The organism is Defluviitoga sp. (assembly GCF_035349255.1).
Classification (GTDB): Bacteria; Thermotogota; Thermotogae; order Petrotogales; family Petrotogaceae; genus Defluviitoga.
Genome location: NZ_DAOPSE010000002.1, coordinates 32,328 through 50,693 on the forward strand (window position 1 = coordinate 32,328; position 18,366 = coordinate 50,693).

19 protein-coding genes are annotated in these 18,366 nt (G+C 30.2%); all 19 read left to right on the forward strand.

Translation table 11 applies throughout. From position 1 onward, the window contains the following. Nucleotide 1: 1 nt before the first annotated feature. The 19 genes from PKN74_RS01255 to PKN74_RS01345 all read left to right on the forward strand — a co-directional run bounded on the left by PKN74_RS01255 (nucleotide 2) and on the right by PKN74_RS01345 (nucleotide 18,364). Nucleotides 2-805 carry a patatin-like phospholipase family protein gene (locus PKN74_RS01255; protein WP_472307782.1) on the forward strand — a complete coding sequence of 268 codons (804 nt, stop codon included), beginning with the start codon at nucleotides 2-4 and terminating at the stop codon, nucleotides 803-805. Beyond that, nucleotides 802-1,467, forward strand: coding sequence for a hypothetical protein (locus PKN74_RS01260; RefSeq protein WP_472307784.1), 666 nt, complete (start codon nucleotides 802-804; stop codon nucleotides 1,465-1,467). The genes PKN74_RS01255 and PKN74_RS01260 overlap by 4 nt, the downstream gene beginning before the upstream one ends. Beyond that, the gene (locus PKN74_RS01265; protein ID WP_472307786.1) at nucleotides 1,451-2,587 is read left to right on the forward strand and encodes a type II secretion system F family protein; all 1,137 of its coding nucleotides are present in this window, start codon (nucleotides 1,451-1,453) and stop codon (nucleotides 2,585-2,587) included. The genes PKN74_RS01260 and PKN74_RS01265 overlap by 17 nt, the downstream gene beginning before the upstream one ends. After that, on the forward strand, nucleotides 2,577-3,002 hold the full coding sequence (locus PKN74_RS01270; RefSeq protein WP_472307789.1) for a hypothetical protein: 426 nt from the start codon (nucleotides 2,577-2,579) through the stop codon (nucleotides 3,000-3,002). The genes PKN74_RS01265 and PKN74_RS01270 overlap by 11 nt, the downstream gene beginning before the upstream one ends. A gap of 32 nt (nucleotides 3,003-3,034) precedes the next feature. Then, nucleotides 3,035-3,484 (forward strand): hypothetical protein, encoded by a 450-nt coding sequence (locus PKN74_RS01275; protein ID WP_472307791.1) that lies wholly within the window; start codon nucleotides 3,035-3,037, stop codon nucleotides 3,482-3,484. Further along, nucleotides 3,465-3,860, forward strand: coding sequence for a hypothetical protein (locus PKN74_RS01280; protein WP_472307793.1), 396 nt, complete (start codon nucleotides 3,465-3,467; stop codon nucleotides 3,858-3,860). The genes PKN74_RS01275 and PKN74_RS01280 overlap by 20 nt, the downstream gene beginning before the upstream one ends. Nucleotides 3,861-3,943: 83 nt before the next feature. Beyond that, nucleotides 3,944-4,471, forward strand: coding sequence for a hypothetical protein (locus PKN74_RS01285; RefSeq protein ID WP_472307795.1), 528 nt, complete (start codon nucleotides 3,944-3,946; stop codon nucleotides 4,469-4,471). Nucleotides 4,472-4,708: 237 nt separating this feature from the next. Next, complete coding sequence (locus tag PKN74_RS01290; protein WP_472307797.1) at nucleotides 4,709-6,808, forward strand: hypothetical protein; 2,100 nt, start codon at nucleotides 4,709-4,711, stop codon at nucleotides 6,806-6,808. Between the two features lie 29 nt (nucleotides 6,809-6,837). Continuing rightward, nucleotides 6,838-7,653 carry an AmmeMemoRadiSam system protein B gene (amrB, locus tag PKN74_RS01295; protein WP_472307799.1) on the forward strand — a complete coding sequence of 272 codons (816 nt, stop codon included), beginning with the start codon at nucleotides 6,838-6,840 and terminating at the stop codon, nucleotides 7,651-7,653. 25 nt (nucleotides 7,654-7,678) lie between these two features. After that, on the forward strand, nucleotides 7,679-8,014 hold the full coding sequence (locus PKN74_RS01300) for an Asp23/Gls24 family envelope stress response protein (protein ID WP_472307801.1): 336 nt from the start codon (nucleotides 7,679-7,681) through the stop codon (nucleotides 8,012-8,014). A gap of 15 nt (nucleotides 8,015-8,029) precedes the next feature. Continuing rightward, nucleotides 8,030-9,703 carry a DAK2 domain-containing protein gene (locus tag PKN74_RS01305; RefSeq protein WP_472307803.1) on the forward strand — a complete coding sequence of 558 codons (1,674 nt, stop codon included), beginning with the start codon at nucleotides 8,030-8,032 and terminating at the stop codon, nucleotides 9,701-9,703. Between the two features lie 16 nt (nucleotides 9,704-9,719). After that, complete coding sequence (locus PKN74_RS01310; protein WP_472307805.1) at nucleotides 9,720-10,583, forward strand: glycine--tRNA ligase subunit alpha; 864 nt, start codon at nucleotides 9,720-9,722, stop codon at nucleotides 10,581-10,583. After that, entirely contained in the window at nucleotides 10,576-12,642 is a 2,067-nt protein-coding gene (glyS, locus tag PKN74_RS01315; RefSeq protein ID WP_472307807.1) for a glycine--tRNA ligase subunit beta, read from the forward strand. Before PKN74_RS01310 ends, glyS begins: the two co-directional genes overlap by 8 nt. 59 nt (nucleotides 12,643-12,701) lie before the next feature. Next, complete coding sequence (locus PKN74_RS01320) at nucleotides 12,702-13,808, forward strand: TM0106 family RecB-like putative nuclease (protein WP_472307809.1); 1,107 nt, start codon at nucleotides 12,702-12,704, stop codon at nucleotides 13,806-13,808. A gap of 12 nt (nucleotides 13,809-13,820) precedes the next feature. Next, nucleotides 13,821-14,363 carry a chromate transporter gene (locus PKN74_RS01325; RefSeq protein ID WP_472307811.1) on the forward strand — a complete coding sequence of 181 codons (543 nt, stop codon included), beginning with the start codon at nucleotides 13,821-13,823 and terminating at the stop codon, nucleotides 14,361-14,363. Then, complete coding sequence (locus PKN74_RS01330; protein ID WP_472307813.1) at nucleotides 14,360-14,923, forward strand: chromate transporter; 564 nt, start codon at nucleotides 14,360-14,362, stop codon at nucleotides 14,921-14,923. The genes PKN74_RS01325 and PKN74_RS01330 overlap by 4 nt, the downstream gene beginning before the upstream one ends. Nucleotides 14,924-14,958: 35 nt before the next feature. After that, on the forward strand, nucleotides 14,959-15,651 hold the full coding sequence (locus PKN74_RS01335) for a dTMP kinase (protein ID WP_472307815.1): 693 nt from the start codon (nucleotides 14,959-14,961) through the stop codon (nucleotides 15,649-15,651). 7 nt (nucleotides 15,652-15,658) lie between these two features. Next, nucleotides 15,659-17,119: a cardiolipin synthase gene (cls, locus tag PKN74_RS01340; protein WP_472307817.1), complete on the forward strand. Its 1,461-nt coding sequence runs from the start codon at nucleotides 15,659-15,661 to the stop codon at nucleotides 17,117-17,119. Between the two features lie 303 nt (nucleotides 17,120-17,422). After that, nucleotides 17,423-18,364: an ABC transporter substrate-binding protein gene (locus tag PKN74_RS01345; protein ID WP_472307819.1), complete on the forward strand. Its 942-nt coding sequence runs from the start codon at nucleotides 17,423-17,425 to the stop codon at nucleotides 18,362-18,364. Nucleotides 18,365-18,366: the final 2 nt, after the last annotated feature.

The following is an 18,366-nucleotide window of genomic DNA, read 5'->3' on the forward strand; positions in this document are numbered from 1 at the left end:
TTTGCAAGCGTTAGCTTTGTCAGGCGGTGGTGCCAAAGGTGCTGCACATGTTGGAGCCTTAATGGAATTAGAAAAGATGGGAATAAAGTTTGATATGGTGGTAGGAACTAGCATAGGCTCTCTAGTAGGAGTCGGTTATGCAGCCTTAGGAAATACGGATTTATTGTATGAATACGCTTTAAAATTGCAAAAGATGACTTTAATAAAAAAAGTGCCATCTTCAAAAGAGATAAAACCTTTTATTAGATGCTTTGGGGCTAATTTATTGCCAGCTAGTTTACCGTCTTTTATTTATTTTTGGGTTTTAAAAGCTATCTTAAAAGGATTGAAGTTTGAAGATTTGGCTATAAAGTTTGCGTGTACTGCTGTGAATATTGGAAATGGAGAGTTAAAAGTATTTACGGAAGGAGAAGTTTTGCCTGCAGTAAAAGCAAGTATGGCAATCCCGGGAGTTTTTAGACCTGTTAAGATTGATGGTGTAAAATATACAGATGGTGGAGTGTTAGAAATTCTACCAATAAGAACAACCAAAAGGTTAGGAGCAGATAAAATTGTTGGGCTAAAACTCCTATCAAAAAAAATTAACTATAACGAAGTGAAAAATGCTGCAGATGCATTTGACCGGATAGATGGTGTAAGAGAAAATATTTTGCAAAATATCACAGAAAAAGAAGCGGATATTATTATAGAATTACCAACTCAAAACTTCAACACTTTAGATTTCACCCAAACTGAAGAACTTATAGAGTTAGGAAGGAACTCAGTAGTAGATAGAAAAGAAGAAATATTGGAGAAATTGGTATGATATTAGTTACAGGTGGTTTTGGATGGAATGGTGTCAAAGCCGCAGAAAATCTCAAAGATTTAGATTTATCTAAGTATGATAGAGTTATTACAAATGGATTAACGGGGTTTTGTTTAAGTTGTTATAAACTTGGAAAGATTTCACTTCTAAATGAGATTCTTTGTAAGATAACCCCATTTCTAAACAAAATCGATAAAGATTATTTTTTTATAGGAAATATTAGGAATTGTATTCAACTTTCAAAAAATTTTGGTGATTTTAATTATGAAATCAAGGACAAAAGTTGGATAGATTTTAATCTAGAAATTGAAATGATAAATTTAAAAACCGAAGAGATAGGATTAAAAAAAGTTGAGACTTTGGAGGACGCTTACTTTTATTCCACGCTTTTCCCCGGCGTAAGACCTCCATTTGATTGGTGGTACAATACCTCCTCCCTATCGAGAACGCCATGTTATTCTCTTTTACAACTAGATTACGAAGATATAGATATTTATGATCTAGATTATGATTATTACAGACACTCAACGATTCAAAGAACCTATAAAACTGTTCAAGTTATGAGAAGTAAATATTTTTATGATATTTGTCTCGAAACACTCACAAAAACGAACAACGTAAAAATATTAAAACTTGAGGAAAAGAATGAAAAAACTTTTTAAAGTTGAGTTATATGACTCTTATTTGAATAAGCAATATCCATGTTATCTACTTTTAAACGAAGAAGAAGAAATACACGAACTTTTAGAAAGTTTAGAAGTAAAAGTTATCAACATTCGTGTTGATAACTTTTATTTTTCAACAAAAAAGTTCAATGTTGATAAAATGAAAGTAATTGTTGATAACCTATATTTACTTATAAGCTCCGGTTTAACGTTGTTTGATGGATTAAGTTTTTTAGTTTTCAACGACCAAGTTGATAAGTTCATAAGAGGGGTATTGTTTAAAAGTTATTTTATGGTGAGAAAAGGTTTAGATTACGAAACTTCCTTTGATTTTTATGAACTTGATGAATATTTTAAGTACATATTAAGTATATCCAAAACAACATATGCCTTAAGGAAAAATCTTGCAAATCTTAAAGATTATTATGAGAATGTAAAACTATCTAGAGAAAGCGTTGAAAAATCAATAATTTATCCTTTCTTAGTTTTTTCTTCTATAATGATAATTTTGGTACTATTAAAATTTTTCATCATTCCTGAATTCTCAACTTTGCTAGGTTATGAAATAAATCTAAACTTATCAACATATTTATTAACGTTTATGTTGATAAGTTTTTTAGTTGGGTTGATAATTTTAATCTTGGGAAAAAATAACGATATAATATGGACTAGGATACCGATACTAAAATACTTATATAAAAACTACATACTTTTTACGTTTACAAGAGAAATCAATCTTTTAATAAAAAGTGGTTTGACTATTTATAATTCACTTGATACGGTATTGTCTAATACTAAATCTCAATATATACTCTCTAAGTTTTTAACAGTTTCAATTGATTTAGAAGAAGGAAAAGATATTAATGAAGTATTTTCTAAAATAAAAGATATAAAAGAATTTTCTTTAACTATGAGTATCTCCAAATGGAAAGGAGATTACAAGGAGGTATTTGATTTTTTAGAAAAATTTTATTATTCTTCATTTAAAAATGCCTCTGAAAAATTACTAAAAATGTTAGAACCAATTTTAATAATTTTCTTGTCTTTAATTGTTGTTAGTTTAGCTTTTGAGATTTACTCTAATGTTTATCTAGGAGGGATGAGTTTTGAAATTTAAAGTAAGTAGATCCTCAAATGAAGGATTTTTGCTTATGGAAGTTATGGTGTATCTGTTTATTGAAATAATTTTTTTCGGAATAATTGGTTATTTGGTTGTTTATCCTATTCAGCAATTATTTCATGACCTAACTGAGAAATTTATAGCCTCAGAAGTGGTTTATAAAACAAGGAGTGCCTCAATACACTACGGCGAAAATAGCCTCAATGGGATATTTTCTACTCAAATAATACAGGGAAAGGTTAAGTTTATTACAAATGACATAAGGTATAGAATTGAATCAAATTCAAATGAAAATAAAAATCTATTTTGGAGTTTTGGAAATATAGTAGGAAGGGGAGGAAGAATTGTAAATAGCGAAGGAAGGCCCATATTTAATGTTGTGCCTGTAACAGGTGCTCTTACACTTCCATAATTAAGCCGAAACAATATGTCGGAGGTTATAAAATGATAAAACTGAATTATAATAGAAAAAAAGTTGTTATAGATCATATTGATTCATTCATAAAACCTTTTCCGAATGAATTTCAATTCAGAAAAACATATTTTGAGGAAATAACTAAAAAGCAGATATTTTTTAAAAAAATATTTGTGTCAGATGTAGTTTATTATTATGTGCTATCAATGAAAGATTACAAAAAATATAAATATTCATTTTTTGTAGATCTGTTTTTCCCTGTACAGGCGCTAATTTTAAAAAAAGTGATGACTTTAAAAGAGGGGAAGTATGTTGTAAAGACTAGTTTTTATAATTATGAGTTTATTAGAAATCATGAATATTGTTTTTCTGGAATTATTGTGGACCAAGAAGCTAATATTATTTTAAGCGATGATGAATTAAAATCTTTGGCGATAGAATCTTTGGAGGATTCAAAGAATGTTCTTTATAGAATCTAATTTAAGAAAGTGGCTTAAATATGCATTTATGATGTTGATAATTTTTTTCTCAATACTCTTGATCATTGAAGTTTACAATAAATATCGAACTTATCACTCTTTTCAACTTCAACAACAATATTATGAAACTCAATACAACAGCTATATTCAGCGTGTAGACCAGCAAAGAAAAGAAATAAAAGAATTTTTCGAGTTTTTAATAGATAATAATCTTTATCTCATTGAATTTGATTATTCTTATTCTAGTGGTATAAAAGCTAAAGTCTCCACTTTTCTAGATCCTACCGAGAAAATCGTTTCAAAATATGAAATTTTAGAGATAAGCAAATTTAAAATGAATGAGGAATATTATGTAATTCTTCAGATAAATCAATAAAATAATAGGTGATAAAAATTAAACAGTATGCAATAATTTTTGTTCTTATACTTACAACCTTTATTTTTGTGAAAAATTATGAATTGAAATTATCTGAAAACGATTTTTTTAAGCTTTCCACTAGTGAGAACTTGGAGAAAGTTTTTTATTCATCACAAATACAAGAAGAGTTGTATGGGATTTTTAATGTGCAATTGTTGATCGAACATTTGACTTTAAAAAGGGAAGATTTTGATTTTTTAAACTTAACCAATACGTTTAACCTTTCCGTGATTTTTTCCCCTCCAAAATTTAGTTATGTAAGTAATTCTAATTTTGAACCTAATGAACCTAAATTCCATTATGATTTTAATCCTTTATCATCTTTAACAATAGAATTTAATGAATTGTGGAACAACAAGGAAGATCTTCCCAGATACGAAAAACCAGGTGTAGAATTTGCGGGATTATATGAAGGTTTGAATGGTGGATCAAATGCTTTTATTTATTTTTTTGACTCTTTAATGAAACTTTCCGTTGGAGAAAAGTTAGGAGAAGATATAATTTTAGAAATCTTCGAAGATGGGATACTTATATTTACTCAGCAAAATGAATTTCAAGCACTTTTTTAAAAGCTATTCTAATTTTCTTTCTCTAGTCATATAAAACAATGATTACAGGGGAACACACTCGCCTAAGACCGTAGGTTTAATTAAAACATGGATTTGATTAAAAGGATTATTGGAATCATCTTTCCTTACTTCTTTTGTTACGATATAAAAATAAAAAGTAATTCTATAAAACTTTGAATTAATAAGGCGTATCTTATCAAACACAATTTCTAAAATTAGGTAGGTGTGAAAACACAAATGAAAACAAAAGAAAAGTTACTTATTGGAATTATTTTTATTTTTTTTACGTCGTATGTTTTCTGTATTTATTTGGATTATGAGCCTCAGCAAAATGCAAATGTGATATTTTTGGAAACAAATAAAAAGTTCAATTATACTTTTAACGACTCAAAAACAGTTTATAAGTTTATATTTGAAGAAGATATTTTTGAAGATGCTGCTTATGAAATAGTAAAAGGCCCGATTAAAGAAGTTTCAACTTCCAAAAATGTCATGGTGATTAAATTGTTATATCCTATAACTAATATAGACATTAAAGAAGATTCTATATTTTTTTATGGATATGAGCCATATACATTCCAAAAAGTAAGTTTTAAAAAATTGAGATTAACAGATGCGATAGGATTAATTTTTGATTATGCTGGTTGGCATTGGATAAAGACAAGCGAGATACCCGATGTCGAATTTTCTGTTAACACTACTCAACTACATTTAGAGTACTTTTTAAGAATTTTAGAAGAGATTTATTCTTTAAACGCTGTTTTTTATGATGAGAATACGGTTTTTATTGGGAAAAATTCTAAAGTGTTTGAAAATGAATTACCAATTTTTATAGAAAGCAATTTAAAAAATCAGGGAGAAAAAAGTGAAATAAAATTTCTTGAGAAAGATGATGATCATGGAAAAGTTAGTAATACAGAAGTCAAAAATGATACTCAGCTATTCTTTTTTGAATCGGAATACGATTTGTCACTATTGAAACAACTATTTGATTGTCGAGTGGTTGGGTTTGAGGGCAAATACTATGCGGTTCTAGCAGATATAAACGAAACCGAAAAGATCAATGAATTAGTTGATTTCTTGAATAAAATACCTAAGGGGATAGTTAATGAATTAGAATTAGAAGAAGAAGACAATGAAAATAGAATTTCTGAAAAGTATATTGTGCTGAATTCTAACTACGATCTTTCATTTCTAAGCCAAGTAACAAGCGTTAAAGTATATACATTAGATAAAAATAATTATTTTCTTTTGGGTAATGAGTTATCTTTAAAAATTTCTGAAGAAATAAATAAATTAATAAATGTATCATTTTCTGAAAATGAAAATGATGTTCAAATTCCTGTAACTACTATAAGAAAAGAACTTGCTGTTATAAATGCTAAAAATTCACCAATTTTTGATAAAATACTACTGAGTGAAAAAATAAACTATTCAAAACTAGAGAATCTTGATGATAAATCAATATACATTTTAGAGTATGAAGAAGATAAAAGTGATTTGATAAAAGATATCAAAAATGCGGTAAGCGGCAATGAATTATATGGAGAAATTTATTTAAAAGATTTGCTTTCTTACGTTGCAAAAACTGAAAAAATTAATATTATCTATGATTTCAATCAAAACAAAAAAATTATAGTAAATAATTTTGATTTAAAGATGGAAACGTTAATGCCTTATTTATTGTCTCAAGGTATAAATTATCATTATGTAGATGAAAATACTATTAGATTTTTTGAAAAAGGAAAATTATTAAAATTTGAAATTTTTGTATTTTCAGGACAAAATATAGAAAAATTCTCAATAGAGGAACTTTATTTCCTAACTAAGCAAAATTTTGGAATTGATGGTATAATTAATAATAATAAAGATAAGGCTTTTTTAGTTTCAAAGCCCGAAGTTTATGTAAATGAGGGAGATACAGCGACAATAAGATCCGTCATATCTGTTCCTGTGTTTGATGAAGAGGGAAAGATTTATTCTAAAATAGAATCAGGTTTCAAAATGGATGTAAACGGTACTTATGATACAATAACAAAAATGGTTAATACTCATTTAGAAATTAGTATAAGTGAACTAAAAAATGAACAAAAAAACATTATAGACGAAAGAAGTATAAAAAGTAATTTTATAATTCCAAGTGGGGGATTCATAAAAATTGGAGGTTTAAATTTTATAAGTTCAGTAAAAAAGGAAAAAGGTATCCCGATTCTAAAAGACATTCCGGTGTTAGGGAAACTTTTTTCTACCTATGAGACAACAGAGAGTATGTATGATTTGATAATAATAATAAGAGCGGAAGCGTTAAATCAACCAGATTTTGGTGATCATTTTTAATCCGAGTTTAAATTTAAGGAGGCCTAATAATGGTAAGGGAACCGGTAGTTTGCGGGGCTTTTTATCCTTCGAATCCAGAACGATTAAAAATGATGCTTGCGGATTTTTTTGGAGAAGAATATGCTCCTGAATTAAATAAATTGATGCCGCCCAGTGGAGTGATAGTTCCACATGCAGGTTATGTTTATTCTGGAGCAACAGCTGCAAAAGCCTATAAAAAAGTATTTCAAGAAGGCAAAGCTAATCGAGTTTTTTTAATTGGTCCTAATCATACAGGATTAGGATCTCCTATATCAATTTATGAGAAAGGGAGTTGGAAAACGCCACTAGGGTTGATAGAAGTAGATGATAAAACGTCAAAATATTTAATTGAAAAAATAAATCAACCTAACGATGAAATTGCTCATTTTAGAGAACATTCTTTAGAAGTTCAATTGCCTTTTCTTCAGTATATTTTAAATAATGATTTTCAAATAGTCCCTATATGTTTGATGGATCAAAGTCTTAAGACTGCCAAAAGGCTTGGAAAGATTATAAGAGAGATAATAGAAGAAGGAGATTTAATAGTTGCTTCTACTGATATGAACCATTATGAAAGTCATGAAAAAACGATAGAAAAAGACAATAAAATAATTGAAGCAATTAAAAATTTAGATCTGGAAGCAATGTATGACTCTATTCGGCGATATAATATATCAATGTGCGGATTTGGAACTGTTGCCACTGCTATAAGTGTTGGATTTACAAAAGTGGAGATAGTTGAACATATTACTAGTGGAGAAAAGAGTGGAGATTACCACGCGGTCGTAGGTTATTTATCAGGGGTTTTGAGTGGTCTTACATAAAGCCAAAACTACGGAGGTGAATTTTATGTTAATAGAAACAGAATATGGGACAATTGACATCAAGAATGATGTTATAAGAGAGTTGGTTTATAAAGCAGTAGTCGAATCTTATGGTGCCGTAGAAATGTACGGAAAATCAGGTTTCTTTGACAAAATACTAGGAAAAAGTGAAGAAAAAGGGATAAATGTTTCTGAAGATGAAGAAAATCTAATTGTTGATTTATACTTGATTCTTGAATATGGTTTACCTATAAAAAAAGTCGCTCAAAACATCCAGGAAAACGTTCATCACAGGGTTAAGACAATGTTAAACATCGAAAATTTAAAGGTGAACGTGAACGTCTCCGGTCTAAAATGCTAAAAAAGGTGTATGGAAATGAAAAAATATTTATATGCTAAAGATATATACCTTGCTATAAAAAAAGGAACCGAAGAATTAGCAAGGCATAAAGATGAAATTAATGTGTTGAACGTTTTTCCTGTACCTGATGGAGATACAGGAAGCAATATGTTAGCAGGCATGCTTGAGGCTTGTAAGTGGATGGATGCGGTTGAAAATAAAAACGACATGAAAGAAATGATGGAAGCGCTTAGAAAAGGATTGCTTCTGGGCGCACGCGGTAATTCGGGAGTTATTTTGTCACAGATTTTTAGAGGAATAACAGAAGTTTTAGAAAGGAAGAAAAGAGTTACAACCCAAGATTTTTTAAAGGCATTGAATAGTGCAAAAGAAAGAGCGTATAATGCCGTCATGAAACCAGTTGAAGGAACTATGCTAACCTTGATTAGAAGGCTTACAGAAAAGTTGCAAGAGACAATGGCAGATGAAGAAGATTTTCTAAAGTTATTCGATGCAATTGTAGCCTATTCTTTTGAAATTGTTAAAGAAACTCCAAAATACTTAAAAAAATTAAGAGACGCAAATGTAGTAGATGCGGGAGCTAAGGGACTTGCTTATATCTTTAAAGGTATGAGAGATGCTATCCACGGAGATGTAGAAGTAGACTTGAAATTTTTAGAAGAAGCAACTCCTGAACAAATAGCGAGGATTGCTTATGAGGAGTTAACATTCCAATATTGTACCGAGGGAATTGTGAAATTTTACAAACCCCCGATAAAGAAAAGTGATTCGGAGAGCATCAGAGCCTTTCTTGAAAGTATAGGTGATTCAATAGTCTTAGTCAATCAGGATGATATGTTAAAATTCCATATACATACTAATCGTCCAGGAGCTGTTTTCGAAAAGGTTCTAGAATATGGTGAGTTGATGAAAGTTAAAGTTGACAACATGAAAAGTCAACATACACACGTTTTGGAAGAACAAAAAGAGTTACAAGCTTCTTCGGAGAAAATAGAACATGCATTAGTTGGGGAATACATTAATTCAAACAATAAGAACTGGGGAGTAGTCGCGGTTTCACCAGGGAAAGGTATAACTCAAATCTTCAAGAGTTTGGGGGTAAATGAAATTGTAGCAGGGGGTCAAACAGTTAATCCAAGTGTTAAAGATATTGCTGATGCAGTGAATAGACTTCCACATAAGAAAGTTATAATACTCCCAAATAATCCAAACGTTATTATGACTGCTGAGAAAGTTTCTGAACTTACAGATAAGAAAATAGTAGTAATTCCTACAAAGCATGTTCAAGAAGGAATAAGTGCCATGCTTGGATTTGATGATAATCTTGAAGAGGAAGAGTTAGTGGAGTCTATGATGAGTTACGTTAAATCTATAGTGCCTATAAATGTCACATATGCCATAAGGGATTCTCAAATCGATGGTGAAAAAATAAAAAAAGGCGAATACTTAATATTTGTTGGTAAAGATTTAAAAGCACATAGTAAGAATGTATACAAGGAAACAGAAAAAATACTTGAAGAATTGATAAAAAAAGGATATCAAATTGTTACCATTATCTATGGAGAAGGTGCCAATAAAGAAAAAATAGATGAAATCGTTAAAAATTTAACGAAAAAATATCCCAACATTGAAATAGAAATACATGATGGTGGTCAAAAACATTATCCACTTTTAATATCTGTAGAATAATGGAGGCATAATAAAATTGTTCATTCAAGATGTGATCATGACTTTAGAAAAGTTTTGGTCAGAATTAGATTGTATCATAGATCAACCTTATGATTTAGAGATGGGGGCAGGTACATACAGCCCCTCTACTTTTTTTAAGTCTTTAGGCAACAATATATGGCGTGTTGCATATGCTCAGCCTTGTAGAAGACCGACTGATGGAAGATATGGAGAAAATCCAAATAGAATGCAAAGATTTTATCAATATCAAGTAATTTTGAAACCTTCTCCCGAAGATGTTCAAAATATTTATCTTGATTCTTTAGGAGTTTTGGGGATAGATCCTAGAGAACACGATGTAAGATTTGTGGAAGATAACTGGGAATCACCAACTTTGGGGGCTTGGGGTGTTGGATGGGAAGTATGGCTTGATGGTATGGAAATAACCCAATTTACTTATTTTCAGCAAATGGGAGGAATTCCCTTAGGGTACATACCTGTGGAAATTACTTATGGTATTGAAAGAATAGCAATGTACTTACAAGGTTTAGATAATGTTTATGAAACTAAATGGAATGCAAATGTCAAATATAAGGAATTATACAAAGAAAATGAAAAACAATTTTCGTACTATAATTTTGAAATAGCCGATACAGAAATGCTTAAAACTCTGTATGCTCTATATAAAAAAGAATTCAGCAATCTTTTGAATTGCAATTTATATCTACCTGCTTATGATTATATGATAAAATGCGCACATGTTTTTAACCTATTAGATGCACGAAATGCTATAGGGGTGAATGAACGACAAAAATATATTTTAGATATAAGAGATATGGCGAAGAGATGTGCTAATTTTTATCTTGAAAGTTTAAATATGGAGGTTGTCGATTTTGAATAAAGCTTTATTTGAAATAGGTGTTGAGGATCTTCCGCCGACTGAATTTGATAATATAAATGAACAACTTGACTCAAATCTTAGAGAATCTTTAAAGAAGAGCAATATCACTTTTGATAAATTGGAGATTTTTATAACTCCAAGAAGATTTGGGGTATACATAGAAGGTTTACCTTTAAAACAGCCAGACCAAAAGGAGGAGAGAAAGGGTCCACCCAAAAGCATTTGTTTTAACGAACAAAATCAATCTACAAAAGCTCTGGAAGGTTTTGCGAAAAGTGTTGGGGTACCCTTAGAAGAGATAAGATTCAAAGATTTTAATGGTTCAGATTACGCATACGCAGAGCTTGTTAAAAAAGGTGAATCTACTAAAAAAGTCTTAGAAAACATAATTCCTGAAGTTATTACAAAAATGACATTTAAAAAACCGATGAGATGGGGAACGGGAGAATTTTCCTTTGTTAGACCAGTTCATTGGATATTAGGTCTATACAATGGCGAAATACTCTCTTTCGAGATATTTGGCAAAAAATCGTCGAATATAAGTTATGGTCACAGATTCTTCGGTGAAAAAATCGTTGTAAATCGCATAGATAATTTTTTTGATCAGCTTAGAAACCAAAATGTAATCCCTTTTTATGAAGAAAGAATCCAACAAATAAAAAAAGAAATAGAAAGGTTAGAAAAAGAGAATAAAATTACCATATTTATTCAACAACACAAAGATCTGGTAGAAGAAATTGCAAAAATGACAGAGTTTCCAACAGCAGTCTTAGGAAGTTTTAACGAAAAAAATTTGTTCTTACCTCCAGAAATTGTAACAGTTACTATAAAGCATCATCAAAGAAGTTTTGTGGCATTCAAAAACGGAAAGTTATTAAATATATTTATATCTTTCCAAGATGGTTTTGGAAGGGAACAAAACGTTATAAATGGATACACTAGGGTTATTAATGCGAGATTAGATGATGCAGCTTTCTATTTTGAGGACGACTTGAAAGTAGACATTGAAGAAAGGTTGACAGAGCTTTCTGAAATTACATATCAAAGAGAACTTGGAAGCTACCGGGATAAAGTAGAGCGTATTTCAAGGATTTCAGAGAAAATAGCCCAGATGTTAAATTTTAAAAATCTAAGTACGGTTAAAAGAGCCGGGTTATTGTGTAAAATTGATATTCCATCAAAGGTTGTATATGAATTTCCAGAACTTCAAGGAGTAATGGGAAGGATATATCTCCAGCATAAAGGTGAAGAAGAAGATGTATATATAACAGCTGAAGAACACTATAAACCAATTTCAGAAAATGATGAAATTTCAACAAATCTTATATCAAATATTGTATCCTTATCAGATAGACTCGATGATTTAGTTGGTTATTTTGGTATAAACAAAATACCTACCGGCTCAAAAGATCCTTTTGGATTAAGAAGAAAGACTTTTGGAATATTGAGAATATTGATATCTCTTGAATGGGATCTCGATCTTAATAATTTGTTTAATATTGCTCAGCAAACGTATTTAGAAACTAACAGACAAGACGTATCTTTAAAGGGGAAAGAAGAAGTTTTAAAAGATTTTGTAGATCATAGATTGGCTACAATACTTGAAAAAGAAGATATTTCTAAAGAGGCAATAAATGCAGTATTAATAAATTCATATAAACCTCTTAGAGCTTATTTATCTGCTAAGGCGTTAGATGAATTTTTAAAGAAAGAAGAATTCCAAGACTTTTTAATAGCATTCCAAAGGGTTAATAATATTTCAAAAAACCATAATAGTTTAAACTATCAAGGAAGACTATTTATAGAGGAAGAAGAAAAAATATTATTTCAAAAATACCTTGATGTGAAATCTCGTTTTGAAGAACATATAAAAAAATTAGATTATTCAGGAGCAATAGAAACGCTTCTTTCTTTGAAAGAAAATATAGATAGATATTTTGATCATGTTTTCGTTATGTCAGAAGACGAAGCAATTAGATTAAACAGACTAGGTTTTTTAAAAAATTTAGCAATGCTTTTTTATGAGATCGGTGATATTGAAAAATTATACAAAGGGTAAAAATAAATTTCAATTATAACAATTTTATATGAATAGAAAGATAAGGTGTGCATAGAATAATGGATTTACTGTACTATGAAAATTTTAAAAATTGTGGATACTTTGTACCTACTTATAAGAGGCAAGGAATCTATTTTAATGTGAATATTGAAGAAATAGATGTTCAAGCAAATTATGAGAGTATAAATGATGATGTTGTCAAAATAAGCAGATTAGGTAATAATTTCAAAAAAACTTATTGGCTACATATATATGCAGTATATAGGTATTTTGAAGAAAAAAATATTCCTATAAAAAGGATAGTTTTGGAGACATCTAATGCAAGTTATGAAGTAACGCCAAGTGATATTATTTTAAGAGAAAAATGGATAAAAAAAGACTTTAACAATCTTAAAAAGGCATCTAAATCACATGGATCACATTGTAAGTTTTGTAAAATTAAAAAAGCATGTCACCTTGAATTTTTAGAAGAGGGTGATTTATCTGTAGTTCCTAATTTCAGTCAGAATCTAATTAAAGAGCTAAAATCGATGGAATTGGATCCCGTATTAATAGTAAAGACTAATCAGATAGAAAAGATGGATCGAAAATTTAGAAAACCCCTTTACAATCTTAAATCTTTGTTAGAAGATAAGATTATATCTCTAGAAAAATTTGATTTTCCAGAAGATTATATAGTCTTTGATGTAGAAAGTTACATGAGAAAAGATTTTTTATTTGGATTTTTAGAAAATGACAAATATATTCCTTTTTTTCTAGGCAACAACGAAGCAAAAGTTGTTAAAGTTATGATATCTTATTTATCTTCTAAGAATAAAACGCTTTTACATTATGACAAAAGTGATATTATAGCCCTAGAAAAGATAGGTAATAGATATCCTGAATTTAGGAAAAAAATCAACAAAATAATCGCAAATTCTTTAGACTTATATGAAGTAATAAGTAAAAATTATACACTGCCGGTTGTTTCCTATTCTTTAAAAGATATAAGTAAGTATTTTGGTTATCAATGGAATACTGAACTTAATGGATTTGCTGTCATTTTAGAATATCGATTATACTTAAAAGGTGATAAGGAATCTTTAGAAAGAATTTTTAAGTATAATGAAGAAGATTGCAGAGCTACCAAATGGATAGTTGATCAATTAGTTTCTCTAAATAAATAGGAGTGAAAATAGTTGAAAGATTTATGGGATTTATTTAGAGTATTTGCTCAAATAGGAGCACTGACTTTTGGTGGAGGATATGCAATGCTTCCAATAATTCAAGAAGAAATTGTAAATAAACGAGGCTGGGCAACTGATGAAGAAATACTAGATTATTACGCAATAGGTCAAAGTACTCCAGGAATAATAGCTGTAAATACGGCCACTTTTATTGGATACAAAAGAAAAGGAATTATAGGAGCCATCGTGGCAACATTAGGGATGATTTTTCCGTCTATTGTTATTATCACTATCATAGCCGTTTTTTTTGACCAATTTGAAAATTATCAGATTGTTCAACATGCTTTTGCCGGGATTAGAGTTGCCGTCGCTGCTCTTATACTAAATGCTATAGTTACTATGTGGCAAAAAGCAGTGAAAGATTATATAGGAATAATTATTTTTTTAGTTTCATTCTTTGTTGTTGCGTTTTTGGACGTTTCTCCTATATGGGTGGTAATAATTTCGTTCATAGTTGGAATAATTATTAAGCATAAAAAGGTAGATTCAAAGTGATCTATATAAAATTATTCTTTACTTTTTTTAAGATTGGACTATTTGCTATTGGTGGAGGATTAGCTACCATTCCTTTTCTACAAGAATTGGTTGATAAATATGGATGGATAACCTCCCATGAATTATTAGATATAATAGCTATCTCTGAATCAACGCCAGGACCTATAGGCATAAATGCCGCAACTTATGTTGGATACAAGACAGGTGGTGTTTTCGGTGGAATAATAGCTACTCTAGGAATAGTTACACCATCTGTTATAATTATTACACTAATAGCCAGTTATTTTGGGAAAGTTCATGAAAAACCTGTAGTGCAACATGGTTTTTATGCTTTAAGACCAGCAGTTATAGGATTAATTGGTGCAGCAGGCTTTGAGGTCTTTAAAATAGCACTTTTTAACTTAGACTTATTTTTCCAAACAAATAGTTTTTTAAGTTTATTCAATTTCAAAGCAATAATTTTATTTGGAATAATTATGCTTTTGATGAAAAGATTTAAGATGCATCCTGTTGTATATATTGGAATAGCCGCTTTAGTCGGGATAATTTTTAAGTATTGAAGTATGCAAGAATAAGATATGAAATGAGGGTTAATATGAAAAAGGGTGTTTTGATAGTACTTGAATCAGGTACGGATGCAAGTGGTAAAGCCACTCAAGCAGAGTTGCTTTATAAAAGGCTTATCCATGAAAAAGAAGAAGTAATAAAAGTTGAATTTCCCAATTACAAGAGTGCATCCTCCAGTTTAATAAAAATGTATCTCAGAGGAGATTTTGGAGAAGATGCAGAATCTATTAATCCGTATGCTGCTTCTGCTTTTTTTGCAGTGGATAGATACGCAACATATAATCTAGAATTAAAGAGCTTTTACGAAAAAGGTGGCATGATAATTGCCGATAGATACACAACTTCAAATATGATCTATCAATCATCAAAGTTTGAAACAAAAGATGAAAAAGACTACTTTTTGGATTGGCTGTGGGATTTAGAGTTCAACAAATTTACCTTACCAGTTCCTTCTCTAGTTATTTTTCTTGATATTCCACCGGAGATAAGCATCGAGTTGCTAAAGAATAGAGAAAAGAAAGTGGAAGGTATTGGCAAAAAAGATATACATGAACAAAATATCGATTACATATACAAAACTTATCAAAATGCAATGTATGTAGCTTCAAAATATAGTTGGCACATAATTAATTGTTTAAGAAATGATGGCGAACTAAAAACGATAGAAGAGATTCATGAAGAAGTTTATAAGATATGCAAAAATATGATCAATAGAAGGTAATAGAACTATGTATTACATTTTTTCTGGTAAATTGAAATTGTGGACATTGTTTGTATTGATTTACGCTGCAATTGCAATAGTTGTGGTAATTTTAGAAAGAAAAAGGCCAGAAAAGACCATAAGTTGGCTATTGGTTTTTGCGATTTTTCCTTTACTAGGCTTTGCTTTATATTTGTTTTTTGGAAGAAATTGGAAAAAAGGCAAACTTACAAGTGATATTGATTTAGAATCAAAGTTAATAGTAACAGAAGAAGAAATAGAAAAACTTGAGAAAGTTTTAGGTAACGTATCTTATGATTGCTTACAATTAATAAATCTTTTAGAAAGAACATCAAGATCTCCTTTATATTTTGGTAATAAGGTTACGATATTCAAAGATGGGAAAGAAAAGTTTGCTTCATTCTTTGAAGAAATCGAGAATGCTCAAGAAACAATACATTTAGAATATTACCTTGTTAAGGGAGATTCCACAGGTAAGAAATTAAAAGACCTTCTTATAAAAAAAGCTAAAGAAGGTGTAGAAGTAAAGTTTATAATTGACAAAATAGGAGCTCGGGTGAGGAGAAGTTACATTAAAGATCTTGAAGAAGCTGGTGTCGAATTGGCATTATATACTTATTTCCTTTCTCCAATATTAAAGTTTATCAATACACAGGTAAACTATAGAAATCATCGTAAAATTGCTGTAATTGATAGTCAAGTGGCTTATATTGGTGGGTTGAACATTGGAGATGAGTATGTAGGTAAAGGAAAACTAGGTTACTGGAGGGATGTACATTTAAAAGTTGAAGGAGAAGTAGTGAATGGCCTTCAGAAGGTCTTCTTAGAAGATTTTAAGAAAATAAAAACTTTAGATGGAAAAAAAGAACTGGAATTAAACACTAGTAAATACTATAAAGATCAGGAGGAAAAAGGAGATTCTATTTTACAGATAGCAGCAAGTGGTCCAGAATCTGAAACTCCTAGCATAATGCAGATGATACATAAAATGATTACCTCTGCCAAAGATCATATATATATATCTACTCCATATTTCATACCTCCAGAAAGTATAATGACGGCCTTAAAAATAGCTGCTCTCTCAGGAGTAAACATAAAAATATTGTTTCCAGGTAAATTAGATCATTTTATGGTTTATTTTGCTTCAAGGACGTATTTAGCTGAGTTGATAAAAGATAATGTTGAAATTTATTTTTACAAGAAAGATAGATTTACTCATTCAAAATTTTTGACGATTGACGGGAAAATTTCTACAGTAGGAAGCGCAAACATCGACATAAGGAGCTTTGATCTTAATTATGAAGCAAATGTATTGATTTATGATAAAGAAAAAACGACCGAATTAGAAGAGATTTTTTTGGAAGATTTATCAATAAGTACTAAGTTACCGCAAGATTATTTTGAAAAGCTCCCTTGGATAATCAAATTTACCGAGTCTTTTTGTAGATTATTTTCAAATCTATTGTAAAAAAATTTATTTTCTATTGACAAGTTTCAATTAAGGTGTTATAATAAGAAAAATTAATATTATGTGAAGAGAGGGTTACCATGAAAAAAATTTCACATAAACATGAAATTACTGAAGTTAATACAAAAAATATAAAAAACAATGGATACTTTTACTTTTGGCATTGGAAAGACACCCAGTTTGGTGCCTTTCAATGCCTTTTTATGTCATAATTAGGCGAAGGCGAATTCAGATTGGGTGTCTACAAAAAGTAGGCACCCTTTTTTTATAGCTATTTTCAAAAACTCCAGGAGGTGTTTTTTAATGAAAAGATTAGTGTTAACATTGCTTTTGGTAAGTTTATTCACATTAACTTTTGCTGTCGTTAAAGTTGGTATTACACAGATAGTAGAACATCCTGCTTTGAATAAAATCTATGAAGGAATAGTAGATGTGTTAAACAGTTCTGGGCTAGATGTAGAAATTGAATATCAGAATGCCCAAAATGTATTTCAGAATGCGATAGCCATAGCAAAAAAGCTCAAAACTGATGTAGACATAATTGTAGCAATAGCTACCCCTTCAGCACAAGCAGCAGCAACCGAAATAAAAGATAAACCAGTAGTGTTTAGTGCTGTAACAGACCCAATAAGCGCAGGATTAATTCCAAAGTTTGGCAAAAATCCCGGAAATGTAGTTGGAATAAGTGATATGGTTCCTGTAGAGACTCATGTTAATCTTATTAAAACGATCTTTCCAGATGCCAAGAACTTGGCAGTACTTTATAACCCAGGAGAAGCAAATTCTGTATTTATAGCTCAAGAAACAAAAAAATATGGAAGTCAAGTAGGTTTAAATGTAATCGAAATAACAGGAACTTCGGCTAATGAACTGGTCACAGCGCTTCATGCTAATGCAAATAGAATAGATGTTGCTTATCTCTCTACAGATAATTTAGTGGCATCTTCCGCTGAAATTCTTGGACAAGTATTTGAAAAGTTAGGAATACCTGTGGTTGCTGGTGACGTTGATATAGCTAGAAAAACTGCTGTTTTAGGGTTCGGGTTTGATTATTATCGAGCTGGAGTTGAAACTGGACAAATTGTTCTAGATATAATAAATGGGAAAAGCCCTTCAGAGATAGAATCGAGAATAGTCAGTGCAGATGCTTTAACTTTTTACATAAACCTAGATAGAGCGGAAAAACTAAAAATAACTATACCCAAAGAATTCTTAGAAATAGCCGACGAAGTAGTAGGAGGATAATA

What these genes read in the sequence shown, in the direction of transcription:
- PKN74_RS01300 (WP_472307801.1), top strand. Translation starts at nt 7,679, where the DNA reads ATGTTAATAGAAACAGAATATGGGACAATTGACATCAAGAATGATGTT.
- PKN74_RS01320 (WP_472307809.1), top strand. Translation starts at nt 12,702, where the DNA reads ATGGATTTACTGTACTATGAAAATTTTAAAAATTGTGGATACTTTGTA.
- PKN74_RS01260 (WP_472307784.1), top strand. Translation starts at nt 802, where the DNA reads ATGATATTAGTTACAGGTGGTTTTGGATGGAATGGTGTCAAAGCCGCA.
- PKN74_RS01345 (WP_472307819.1), top strand. Translation starts at nt 17,423, where the DNA reads ATGAAAAGATTAGTGTTAACATTGCTTTTGGTAAGTTTATTCACATTA.
- PKN74_RS01265 (WP_472307786.1), top strand. Translation starts at nt 1,451, where the DNA reads ATGAAAAAACTTTTTAAAGTTGAGTTATATGACTCTTATTTGAATAAG.
- PKN74_RS01290 (WP_472307797.1), top strand. Translation starts at nt 4,709, where the DNA reads ATGAAAACAAAAGAAAAGTTACTTATTGGAATTATTTTTATTTTTTTT.
- PKN74_RS01335 (WP_472307815.1), top strand. Translation starts at nt 14,959, where the DNA reads ATGAAAAAGGGTGTTTTGATAGTACTTGAATCAGGTACGGATGCAAGT.
- PKN74_RS01280 (WP_472307793.1), top strand. Translation starts at nt 3,465, where the DNA reads ATGTTCTTTATAGAATCTAATTTAAGAAAGTGGCTTAAATATGCATTT.
- PKN74_RS01305 (WP_472307803.1), top strand. Translation starts at nt 8,030, where the DNA reads ATGAAAAAATATTTATATGCTAAAGATATATACCTTGCTATAAAAAAA.
- cls (WP_472307817.1), top strand. Translation starts at nt 15,659, where the DNA reads ATGTATTACATTTTTTCTGGTAAATTGAAATTGTGGACATTGTTTGTA.
- PKN74_RS01275 (WP_472307791.1), top strand. Translation starts at nt 3,035, where the DNA reads ATGATAAAACTGAATTATAATAGAAAAAAAGTTGTTATAGATCATATT.
- amrB (WP_472307799.1), top strand. Translation starts at nt 6,838, where the DNA reads ATGGTAAGGGAACCGGTAGTTTGCGGGGCTTTTTATCCTTCGAATCCA.